This window comes from Clostridium sp. CM039, from assembly GCF_055081075.1.
Genome location: NZ_CM143649.1, coordinates 1,060,322 through 1,072,111 on the forward strand (window position 1 = coordinate 1,060,322; position 11,790 = coordinate 1,072,111).

Below are 11,790 nucleotides of genomic sequence, written 5' to 3' on the forward strand. Positions count from 1 at the left end.
CTTTTAATTTTCTACTCCCTTTTCTAGTTCATCATAAATTTCATCAATTATTATCTTTGGGATCTTAATATCATTCCAGATTTCCTGAGCAGCAATTGCCTGGCCAACTAGCATATAAAGACCATTAACTGCTTTTAAACCCGTCTCCTTCGCATACTTTAAAAATAGGGTTTCCTTAGGATTGTAGATCATATCTACAGCGGCGCCAAATTTACCAATATGTTTCTTTTCAATTGGAGAATTGTCCAAATTAGGATACATTCCAAGTGGTGTACAGTTTACCACTATATCTGACTCTTTAAGCCCTTGAATTTCATTATAAGAAATCAATTTACAACCATTAAATTTGCTGTTTTCCTTAATCCTTGAGATATCTCTTGTAACTACAGTAATTTCAGTTATTCCCTTATTTAATAAATATTGAACCACAGTAACTGCTACTCCACCGTTTCCAAGTATTGTTGCTTTTTTATTTTTCACTTCAATATCATACTTATTGAAAAGCATTCCAATTCCAAAGTAATCTGTGTTGTATCCAATAGTTTTGTTTTCCTCAAACTTTAGGGTGTTTACAGATCCTATCGCTTTTGCTTCTATGCTAACCTCATCAAGTAATTCCATAACCTTAATTTTATAAGGAATAGTTACATTAATACCTCTTGGTTTAATAACATTAAATCCGGCCATTGCTGCTTTCAGATCTTTGCTTTTAAATTCGAAGAGATGATAATAACCCTTCATATTCAATTTATTAAATACCATTGAATGTATTTGCGGCGAAACACTATGTGATAGTTTTTCTCCAAGTAAACCATATAACTCTGACATAACTCACCCTCATTTCTTAAGTAAAACTTACTAATATCATTTATTCATTGTCAATCATTTCACTTTTATAATTGCCCAATATTTTAAAATAACGGCTATTCTTTTTAATTAACTTAATTGAAGATATAATTTTATCTTCATCTATGTTTCCGTGGAAATCTATGTAAAAGAAATATTCCCATGGCTTATCCTTTATTGGTCTAGATTCAATTTTCAAAAGGTTTATACCATTTTCTTCAAAATGCTTTAAAACATGATAGAGCGAACCTGCCTTGTGGGTAGTAGATAAAACTAGGCTTGTTTTATTGTTTCCGCTAGTTGACTCCAACTCTTTACCAATAACAACAAACCTAGTCATATTTGTTGCATTTGAATTTACATTTTTCTGCAAAATCTCAAGGTTGTATATTTCCGCTGCCTTAGCGCTAGCTATGGCTGCCAAGGTTTTGTCCTGTCTATCTTTAACTAACTGCGCACTTTTTGCAGTGCTGTTATAGGGAACTAACTTCCACTGCTTGTAGCCTTTTAAAAATTCCATACTTTGCTCTAATCCCTGTGGATGAGAGTAAACCTCTTTGATATCATCTAGTGTTGATCCTCTAATTCCCATTAAGTTTTGGCTTATTTTAAGATATTTTTCTCCTGTTATATAAAAATTATATTTATTTAGAAGGTCATAAACCGCGGATATTGCTCCTGTGGAAGAATTTTCTATAGGGATAACACCATAATTTATCTTCCCATATTTCAATTGCAAAAATATATCTTCAAACTCACTTATTGCTTTTGCGTCCACATTTTCACCGAAATATCCCTTTAAAGCTTGTTCGCTAAAGGAACCTGTTACGCCATAAAAACCAACTGTTAGCTTTTTCTCAGTAGCAAAAGCCCCCTCCCGATTTAAATTTTTGTTTTGAAACCCTCTACTTATTTCCATAACGGATTTGAAAAATTCTTCTACCTCTAAAAACAAATTTTTATTTTTAACTAAGTCTAAATTCTTCTTTATAACTATTTCTTCTCTAGCCTTATTTAAAACTTCCATATGATTATTTTTTTTATATTCAGCTACCTTTAAAACTACTTCCATACGCTTTTCAAATAATGATACAAGGCTTGAGTCAATTTTATCAATTTCACTTCTTAAATTATCTATATTAAAATCATCTAATTTACTCATTAAAGCACATCCTTCAAATAAAATCTAAAATACTCATTGCAGCGCAAGCTTCTATCACTGCTAGCGCTCTTAAAACTATGCAAGGGTCATGCCTTCCTGTAACAGATACTTCCGAATTTTCACAAGTCACCATATCAATGGTATCTTGAGTTTTTGCAATAGAAGGTGTTGGTTTCATAGCTACCCTAAAAACTATCGGCATTCCATTAGAAATACCACCATTAATTCCACCATTATTGTTAGTTTTCGTCAATACACTCCCATTTTTAATGCACGGTACATCATTTGATACGCTTCCCCGAAGTTTTGTTATTTGAAAGCCCATGCCAAATTCTACCCCCTTAACTGCAGGCACAGAAAATAGTAATTGAGCTAAATTGCTCTCTATAGAATCAAAGAATGGTTCCCCCAGTCCACAAGGCACATTTAATATAGTAGCTTCAATTATACCTCCAACCGAATCTGTTTCTTCCTTCGCCTTTAATATAATGTTCTTCATTTCTTTTCCCTTTGAATCATCAATTACAGGAAAATCTTTCTTTAGAATATCTGCTAATATCTGTTTCTTTAAATTGACTCCATCAAAATAACTATCAAACACATTCCCAATACTTAAAATGTGACTTCCTATTTCGATTCCCTTATCAAAAAGTATCTGTTTCGCAACAGCACCTGCAAAAACAAGTGGTGCTGTAATTCTTCCTGAGAAATGTCCGCCACCTCTATAATCGTTAAAGCCTGAATATTTAACCTTTCCTGTAAAATCAGCATGACCCGGTCTTACTAAATCCTTTAACTTATCGTAATCCTTCGAATTTTGATTTTCATTAAAAATAACGCTACAAAGAGGTGTCCCTGTGGTATATCCATTAAAATATCCACTTAGTATTTCAAATTTATCACCTTCTTTTCTTTTAGTTGAAAATTCATCTCGTCCTGGAGCGCGTCTTTGCATTTCACTATTAATAAAATCCATATCAAGCTTTATACCTGGCGGTAATCCATCAATAATTATTCCTATTCCTCTTCCATGCGATTCTCCAAAGATGGAATACTTTACTTTTTTACCCCATTGTCCGCTCATTAACTTTTCCTCCTAACCCCTTAAAATCCTCATAAAACTCTGGATAGGATTTTTTCACTGCCCCACTATCCTCAATTGTGAGCTTCTGCGTGCATCTAATTGAAGCAATTGCCATAGCCATAGCTATTCTATGATCATTCCAACTGCTTACAATTCCGCCCTTAAGCCATGGTTTACCATGAATTAGAAGTGAATCCTCTCTTTCAATAACCTCTGCTCCAATTTTATTTAGCTCTGTTGCTATAGCTTTTAATCTATCAGATTCTTTTATTCTAACTCTAGCAGCATTAATGATCTCTGTTGTTCCATCGCTTAAAGCACCAAGCACCGCAGCAATTGGTACAAGGTCAGGACATTGTGATGCATCAATAACGGTGCCTTTTAAATTTGATTTTGAAGCCCTTATAATACCATCTTCAATAGTAATCTTTCCGCCCATATTTTTAATTATGTCCAATATTACTTTGTCTCCTTGAAGTGATTCCATATTTAAATCAATGCATTCAATTTCTCCACCTAAAACACCAGCAGCAAGGTAAAATGCAGCTTGAGAAAAATCGCCCTCAACTCTATAATCTCTTTTCATGAAATGTTGATTTCCTTTTATTTTAAATTCTCTATAATTATTATTTTCTACCTTTATCCCAAATTTAGAAAGCACATCTAGGGTTAAATCTATGTACCCAATAGATTCTATGGAACTAGTAATTTTAATCGTTGACTCTCCATTTAATAGAGGCAGCGCATAAATAAGACCGGTAATGAACTGAGAGCTTACATCTCCTCTTAGTTCAAAAATCCCAGGTTTAAGGCTCCCGTGTATTGTTAAAGGAAGACAACCATTGTTAGTAGTGTACTTTATATTCTGCTTATCAAAAATTTCATAATAAGGTTTAAGTGTTCTTTGTACTAGTTTGGACTTCCCTTTAAAGATTATTTTTTCTCCAGTTAAAATTGCTATAGGAATTAAAAAACGTAGTGTTGATCCACTTTCATTGCATTGTAGCTCGCTTCCCAAAGTTCCACCGCATGCAAGCTGAAGCTTACCTTTTCCACATACCACAAGATTGTTTGGGAATTGTTTAATCTTAACTCCAAGTTTCTCCATTATTTCACAAGTAGCTATTATATCCTCAGACATACTAATATTATTAATGGCACATTCATCGCCACTTAATCCTGCAGCTATAACCGCTCTATGGGATAATGATTTTGAAGGCGGAATTTTGACTTTTCCATTCAAAGAAAAAGGTTGAATTATAACTGACTTCATCGACGAACACCTCAATTCAATATAATAATTATTTAAGAATTTTTTGCAGATAACCCTTAATATTAGCTTCATTAATTTTTTCAATAAAACTATTTCCAATGGATTCTATTAATATGAAATTCATGGATTCCCCAATGTTTTTCTTATCATGACTAATAGTCTCAATTATATTCTCACTTTTTATTTCAGGTAACATCCAAGGCAAATTATACTTAATTAAAATATCTTTTATAGCACTTGCTGTTCCAGTTTTAGTCATTCCTAGTTCTTCTCCTAGTTTTGTTATAGAATACATCCCCATTGCCACTGCTTCTCCATGGGAATACACCTCAAAATTAAAGAATTGCTCAATTGCGTGACCGATGGTATGACCATAGTTTAATAACATTCTGCCCCCAGTATCCAACTCATCATCTTCAACAATAGCGGCCTTAATACTAAGGCAAGTATAAATGATTTTATCTATCTCTTTTAAAAGGGCTTCTTTGTTTTCATAATTCATTAATGTATAAAATAGCTCACTATCTTTTATTGCTCCATATTTTATAACTTCACCCATTCCATCACTAAAAAACTTGTCATTAAGTGTTCCAAGCAGTAATGGATCAATAAAAACTGCTGTAGGGCTATAAAAACTTCCCACAAGGTTCTTTCCACGAGGCAAATCTACTGCAACCTTACCACCTACACTACTATCCACCTGTGCTAGTAATGTAGTTGGAATTTGTATGAGTGGAATCCCTCTTAAAAAAGTTGCGGCTGCAAAACCACTCATATCTCCAACAACTCCACCACCTAAGGCAATTATAATATCTCCTCTGTTTATCTTAAAATCTAAAAGTTTATCATACACCTCTAAAAGAGTTTCGAAGGACTTGCTTTCTTCACCAGCTTTTACAACAATTTTAAAAGTTTCAAATCCTGACTCTTTTAATGAACAAATAAGCTTTTGCCCATAAAATCCATTAACATTAGAATCTGTTACTACGGCTATTTTTCTTCCTTTATATATCTTCTTAACTTCTGCTCCAATTTCCTCTAGTAATCCATTCTTAATGTATATTGGATAGCTTCTGCTAGAAGCTTTAACTTCTATACTATACACCTTTGCTTATCTCCTTTCTCTTATTAGTTGCATTCTCAAACCTTTTCTTTAGAAAAGCTTCATCATGATTTATTATTGCATCTTTTATTTCTTTTATATTATTTTCAAAGTCTTCGATTTTGCTAACTATATTTTCTTCATTATAAAAAAGTAATTCAGGCCATAATTCACCATTTATAGTAGCAACTCTAGTGGTATCCTTAAAACTTCCTCCAACAAACTGGGGTATTCCGACAATTAAACTATTACAATCTATTAAGGAAACAGCTATAACATGTGGTAACTGGCTTGTATAAGCAATTATATCATCATGCTGATTCGGTGTAAGTCGTACCACACTTTTACACCCCCTTCCCCTAACTATCCCCGTTACTAAATTTATATTCTCCTCTTTATTTCCATTAATTGGTGTCAAGATATAGTTAGCATTTTTAAACATATCTTTAGTTGCAGCCTTGAGCCCTGATTCTTCTTTTCCAGCCATTGGGTGACCACCGATAAAATCTAAATCATCTCTAAGTTCAATCATAATTTCACTTATTAAATTACTCTTAATTCCAGCAGTATCTGTAATAACTGCTCCGCTTTTAAATAAGTTCATATTGTTTTTCACAAAATCTATAGTCTTTTGAGGATAAACTGCAAGTATCACAATATCCGAATTACTAAGTGGTATTTCTGGACTTGTATATCCTTTATCAATAATGTTCATTTCCTCAGCTATATCTAAAACATCTTTATCAATGTCAATAGCCCAAATATTTTTAGGTTTTAATTCTCTTAGTGCCATAGCAAAGGAGCCACCTATAAGTCCTAATCCTACAATTGTAATGTTAAAGTCTGTACAATCCAAATTTACCACCTCTTAAACTATTCTATTTTGTGTTTTTGCAATTACTCTTATGGAATTTACAAGATCCTCAAATTTCTCCGGTTTTAATGATTGTTGTCCATCACACAATGCATTGGTAGGATCGTTATGCACCTCAATTTCAAGACCATCTGCACCAACTGCTATAGCTGCTTTCGCAAGTGACTCTACTAACCACCATTTACCAGCGGCATGACTTGGATCTACTATAACTGGCAAGTGACTAAGCCTCTTAAGTACTGGAATTGCACTTAAATCTAAGGTGTTTCTTGTGAAAGTTTCGAAGGTCCTAATACCTCTTTCACATAAAACTACATTTTGATTTCCTTCAGACATTATGTACTCCGCAGACATAAGAAGTTCTTCAATTGTTGCACTCATACCTCTCTTTAAAAGTATTGTCTTATTACATCTTCCTACTTCTTTTAAAAGATCGAAATTTTGCATATTTCTAGCTCCAATTTGAAGTACATCAGCATATTGCGATATTTTATCAACTAGTTCAACACTCATAACTTCAGTTACTATTGGAAGCCCCGTTATTTTTCTTGCTTCTAATAATATTTTTAATCCTTCTTCCTCCATTCCTTGAAATGCGTATGGAGAAGTTCTAGGTTTGTAAGCTCCGCCTCTTAGAAAATTAGCTCCTGCTAGCTTTACATCTTTTGCAATAGTTATCAATTGCTCTTCACTTTCCACAGCACAAGGCCCTGCAATTATCGCTAGTTCTTTTCCACCTATTATTCTGTTATCTACCTTTATTAATGAATCATCAGGATGAAAAAGTCTATTAGCTCTTTTGTAAGGAGCTTGAACTCTCATAACATTATCAACACATTCCTCTGCTTCAATCTGGCCTGCATTTATTGAACTTGTGTCTCCAACAATCCCTAAAATGCAACAGTTTTCTCCCTGTGTAATAAAGATGGCACAACCTAACCCCTCAAGTTTTTTCTTAATATTCATAATCTGTTCTTGTTTTGCAGTTGATTTCATTACGATTACCATTTAAAATTCCTCCTAAAATATTATTTTGATCTTAGTCTTAATAAGTCATTTAACTTATAAAAAATTATAAAAAAAGGAAGACCCCTTATAATGGGTCTTCCTTTTAAAAAAGGAGAACCCCTATAATGAGTCCTCCTTGCGTACAGACTTAGTTTACTTTCTATAAATCAGCATACGCTGGTATCATAGTTTTATTACTAAACTCATTATTTAAAAAAACCATATATTTTTTTTTGCACAAAAAGTAACTAACGCTAAAATAACGATAGCCCCAGCTAAAATAAAAATATACTTTTTTATTGATTTCCTTAATAATGATATTTTTCATAATAATAACACCTCACAAAAGTTTAAATTAATATCTTCAAATTCTTTAATGTTTAAATGATATAACATGTTAACATGTTTGTCAATGGTCTATTTCTCAAAAATTATAGGAACATAAGTTGATAACTAATTACCAACTTATGTTCCTATAAGAAAATCTCATCTTTACTATTCTTCAGATAAACCCCATAATTCTTGTTTTGACGTTGAAATAGCCATTGCTCCTGCGCTAATTGATTCCATTATATCCTTCTTATTTTGAATCAATCCCCCTGCTATAATTGGTACTCTCACTGCACTTCCTATATTTTTAATAATCTTACTTGCAACCCCAGGCATAACCTCTACAGCATCTGGAATTACAGATTGTATATTTCTTATTCCCGTTTCTAAAGCCAAAGAATCTACTGCAAATATTCTCTGTATAGCGCAGAATCCTAGCTTTCTCCCATTTTTTATATTTGTTGCCCTTGTAGTTATAATTCCATAAGGTTCTCCACATTGTTTTAGAAAAAGCAGCCCTGCATAATCTGCCTTTAATCCTTCTATTAAGTCCACGTGAACAAATACTACTTTGCCCGCCTCTTTAAGGTCCTCACATGTTTTCTTTAAATTTATTATGCTCCCATATAAGACAAACACAATATGAACATTACTAAGAATCACTTTTTTTAAATCCTGCTCATTTCGTATGGCTGCAATAACTGGGTTCTCTATTAATAATTGTTCTAGGTTTTCCAATGATGTACCCTCCAAAAATTTATTTAGGTTTATAAGATATAGTTAATTAAATACTATCACATTCTCATTTCTCATTCAAGCAAATTCACATCATTCTGTTGTTGTTTCGAAATTATGTATGTTTTTAATTGGGACTTGTACTTCTTTAATTATTATGTTAGTATGTACTTAAATAAGTAAAGGCGGAGAAAAGAGAGCCTTGATGTATGGGTATTTTATACCTATTAATCAAGGTTCTCTTTTTATTTGCATTTAGGAGGTAAAAGGATGTTTGACGTAACTATTATTGGTGCTGGCATCATTGGCTGCTCAGTATCAAGAGAGCTATCTAAATATAATTTAAAAACATGTGTTATTGAAAAATCTAGTGATGTTGCTTCTGGTACAACAAAAGCAAATAGTGCAATAGTACATGCAGGGTATGATGCTAATCCAAGTACTATTAAGGGAAAATTAAACGCAAAAGGTAATGAAATGTATACAAAGCTTGCAAAGGAATTAGATTTCCCATTTAAGAGGAATGGATCATTGGTTCTGTGCTTCGACGAGAAACACATGAATGATCTTAAAGAATTACTAGAACAAGGCGAAAAAAATGGAGTACCTAATTTAGCTATTCTTGATGGAGATCAAGTTAGAGAAATGGAACCTAATGTAACATTGAGCTGTGTCGGTGCCTTATATGCTCCAACAGGAGGAATTGTTTGCCCATATGAAATGACTATTGCTATGGCTGAAAACGCATACACCAATGGCGTGGAATTTGAATTTGGAACTGAGGTCCTTAATATAGAAAAAAAACAAAGTTGTTACGTTATAAAAACTAATAAAGGCGACATTGAAACAAAAGTAGTAATAAATGCAGCCGGTTTATTTTCGGATGAAATTAATAATATGGTAAGCAATAATAAATTTAAAATACTTCCCAAGCTAGGAGAATATGTCTTATTTGATAAAGCTTGCGGAGATTTAGTTACAAAAACTATTTTTCAACTTCCAACTAAACTTGGAAAAGGAGTTTTAGTTACCCCTACTGTTGATGGTAACCTTCTAATTGGACCTAATGCTGTAGATCAAGATAACAAAGCTGATCTTAGTACAACTCGCGAAGGCATCGATGATATCGTTTTAAATGCTCAATTAAGTATCCAAATGCCACTTCCTATGAATATGGTTATAACTTCTTTTGCAGGGAATAGATCAAAATGCGAGGGAAATGATTTTATAATTGGGGAAGCAGAAGACGCTAAGAACTTTATTAATGTAGCAGCAATTGATTCTCCAGGTTTAACTAGTGCTCCAAGTATTGCTGCAATGGTAGCTGATATAGTAACAGAAAAATTAGCACCGCAGGAAAATGTAAAATTCAACCCTATACGAAAAGGTACAAGAAAATTTAGAGAAATGTCAAACGATGAGCGAAAAAAAATAATCAAGGAAATACCTGAATATGGAACAATTGTTTGTAGGTGTGAAACTGTAACAGAAGGTGAAATTATAGACTCTATAAGAAGACCTCTTGGAGCAAAAACACTTGATGGAGTTAAAAGAAGGACAAGAGCTGGAATGGGGAGATGCCAATCGGGCTTTTGTGCAACAAAAGTTGTAGATATTCTTTCAAGAGAACTTAATATACCACGATGCGCCATCACAAAATCAGGCGAAAATTCTATACTGCTCACTGGCAAAAATAAACAATCTTTATAAATTGGAGGAATATATATGCAAGAATATGATTTAATCATAATTGGTGGAGGTCCAGCAGGCCTTGCAGCTGCAGTTTCTGCAAAGGATCAAGGGATAAACAGCATTTTAATTATAGAAAGAGATAATCAATTAGGTGGTATTCTCAATCAATGTATTCATAATGGTTTTGGTCTTCACACCTTTAAAGAAGAACTTACTGGTCCTGAGTATTCACAACGGTTTATTGACAAGGTTATTGCACTTAATATCGAGTATAAACTAAATACCATGGTTCTAGATGTAAATGATAGTAAACAAGTTACTGCTGTAAATACAGAAGATGGTATATTGGAGCTCCAGGCAAAAGCAGTTATACTTGCAATGGGATGCAGAGAAAGACCAAGAGGAGCTTTAAACATACCAGGTGCAAGATGCGCAGGTATTTATACAGCTGGAACAGCTCAAAAATATGTTAATGTTGAGGGTCTAATGCCAGGAAAAGAAGTAGTAATACTTGGTTCTGGAGATATCGGACTTATAATGGCAAGACGAATGACTCTCGAAGGTGCAAATGTAAAGGCTTGTGTAGAACTAATGCCTCATTCAAGTGGACTTAAGAGAAATATTGTACAATGCTTAGACGATTTTAATATTCCTTTAAAATTAAGCCACACTATAACAAATATACATGGGCATGATAGACTTTGCGGAGTTACTATAGCTCAAGTTGATGACCATAGAAAACCAATTAAGGGAACTGAGGAATACATTGCTTGTGATACATTACTTTTATCTGTTGGCCTTCTACCCGAAAATGAACTTTCTAGAAAAGCTAATGTTAAACTTTCCAGAGTTACTGGGGGTCCTGAGGTAGATGAAAGCATGCAGACGAGCATTTCTGGAATATTTACCTGTGGCAATGTGCTTCACGTTCATGATTTAGTAGATAATGTAACCACTGAAAGCTACACTGCTGGTAGAAATGCTTCTGATTACATAAAAGGAATTTACCATGCCGGAAAGAGTATTGAGATCTTCGCGACAGACGGAGTTAGGTATACAGTACCAAGTACTATCAATCCTGAAAATATCGATAACATAATAGATGTTAGATTTAGGGTTGGTGAGGTACATAAATCTGCTTATATATCTGTTTATTTTGATGATGTGCGCGAAATGCATTTAAAGAAAAAGATTCTTACACCAGGCGAAATGGAAAGCGTTAAATTAACTAAAGCAGTTTTTGATAAATATAGTAACTGTAAAAAGATTACCATAAAGGTAGAAAAGGAGTAGTTAACTATGAGTACAAGGGAATTAACATGCATAGGCTGTCCAATAGGTTGTGCTCTTGTGGTAGCGCTTGAGGGCAAAGAAGTTATTAGCGTTAAAGGAAATACCTGTAAGCTGGGAGAAACCTACGGCAAGAAAGAATGCACTAATCCAACAAGAGTCGTTACATCCTCTGTTTTAGTTTCAGGTGGGGAAAATGAGATACTTCCTGTTAAAACTGAGAGAGATATTCCAAAGGATATGATTTATGACTGCGTAAGAGCATTAAAAAATGTTATAGTAAAAGCTCCTATTTCTATAGGTGATGTGGTTCTAGAAAACATACTTGACACCGGAGTGAATATTATAGCAACTAAGAACGTTAAAGTGGTCTAATAGTATTACTTTAATAGTA

11 protein-coding genes are annotated in these 11,790 nt (G+C 33.5%); 3 read left to right on the plus strand and 8 right to left on the minus strand.

Annotation, left to right across the window (positions count from 1 at the left end):
- Positions 1-3 precede the first annotated feature (3 nt).
- From aroE to ACWJJ2_RS05055, 8 genes are all read right to left on the minus strand, one after another.
- Positions 4-828 (minus strand): shikimate dehydrogenase, encoded by an 825-nt coding sequence (aroE, locus tag ACWJJ2_RS05020; RefSeq protein WP_462953939.1) that lies wholly within the window; start codon positions 826-828, stop codon positions 4-6.
- A gap of 40 nt (positions 829-868) precedes the next feature.
- Positions 869-2,008 carry a prephenate dehydratase gene (gene pheA, locus ACWJJ2_RS05025; RefSeq protein ID WP_220287790.1) on the minus strand — a complete coding sequence of 380 codons (1,140 nt, stop codon included), beginning with the start codon at positions 2,006-2,008 and terminating at the stop codon, positions 869-871.
- A 13-nt stretch (positions 2,009-2,021) separates the two neighbouring features.
- Positions 2,022-3,092, minus strand: coding sequence for a chorismate synthase (aroC, locus tag ACWJJ2_RS05030; RefSeq protein ID WP_462953004.1), 1,071 nt, complete (start codon positions 3,090-3,092; stop codon positions 2,022-2,024).
- Complete coding sequence (gene aroA / locus ACWJJ2_RS05035) at positions 3,073-4,365, minus strand: 3-phosphoshikimate 1-carboxyvinyltransferase (RefSeq protein WP_220287794.1); 1,293 nt, start codon at positions 4,363-4,365, stop codon at positions 3,073-3,075. The genes aroC and aroA overlap by 20 nt, the downstream gene beginning before the upstream one ends.
- Positions 4,366-4,393: 28 nt before the next feature.
- Positions 4,394-5,470, minus strand: coding sequence for a 3-dehydroquinate synthase (gene aroB / locus ACWJJ2_RS05040; RefSeq protein WP_216304050.1), 1,077 nt, complete (start codon positions 5,468-5,470; stop codon positions 4,394-4,396).
- Positions 5,463-6,323, minus strand: a complete 861-nt coding sequence (locus ACWJJ2_RS05045) for a prephenate dehydrogenase (protein ID WP_462953940.1) — start codon at positions 6,321-6,323, stop codon at positions 5,463-5,465. The genes aroB and ACWJJ2_RS05045 overlap by 8 nt, the downstream gene beginning before the upstream one ends.
- Before the next feature lie 12 nt (positions 6,324-6,335).
- Entirely contained in the window at positions 6,336-7,349 is a 1,014-nt protein-coding gene (gene aroF / locus ACWJJ2_RS05050; RefSeq protein ID WP_216304052.1) for a 3-deoxy-7-phosphoheptulonate synthase, read from the minus strand.
- A gap of 495 nt (positions 7,350-7,844) precedes the next feature.
- A complete protein-coding gene (locus ACWJJ2_RS05055; protein WP_165414344.1) occupies positions 7,845-8,417 on the minus strand; it encodes a glycerol-3-phosphate responsive antiterminator in 573 nt (190 codons plus the stop codon).
- A 267-nt stretch (positions 8,418-8,684) separates the two neighbouring features.
- Between ACWJJ2_RS05055 and ACWJJ2_RS05060 the strand changes: the two genes are divergently transcribed.
- Genes ACWJJ2_RS05060 through ACWJJ2_RS05070 form a run of 3 tightly spaced genes read left to right on the plus strand, consistent with a single transcriptional unit; the run spans position 8,685 to position 11,771 of the window.
- The gene (locus ACWJJ2_RS05060; protein WP_258280696.1) at positions 8,685-10,124 is read left to right on the plus strand and encodes an NAD(P)/FAD-dependent oxidoreductase; all 1,440 of its coding nucleotides are present in this window, start codon (positions 8,685-8,687) and stop codon (positions 10,122-10,124) included.
- Positions 10,125-10,139: 15 nt separating this feature from the next.
- Complete coding sequence (locus ACWJJ2_RS05065) at positions 10,140-11,399, plus strand: NAD(P)/FAD-dependent oxidoreductase (protein WP_304518689.1); 1,260 nt, start codon at positions 10,140-10,142, stop codon at positions 11,397-11,399.
- A gap of 6 nt (positions 11,400-11,405) precedes the next feature.
- On the plus strand, positions 11,406-11,771 hold the full coding sequence (locus ACWJJ2_RS05070; RefSeq protein ID WP_220287842.1) for a DUF1667 domain-containing protein: 366 nt from the start codon (positions 11,406-11,408) through the stop codon (positions 11,769-11,771).
- Positions 11,772-11,790 lie beyond the last annotated feature (19 nt).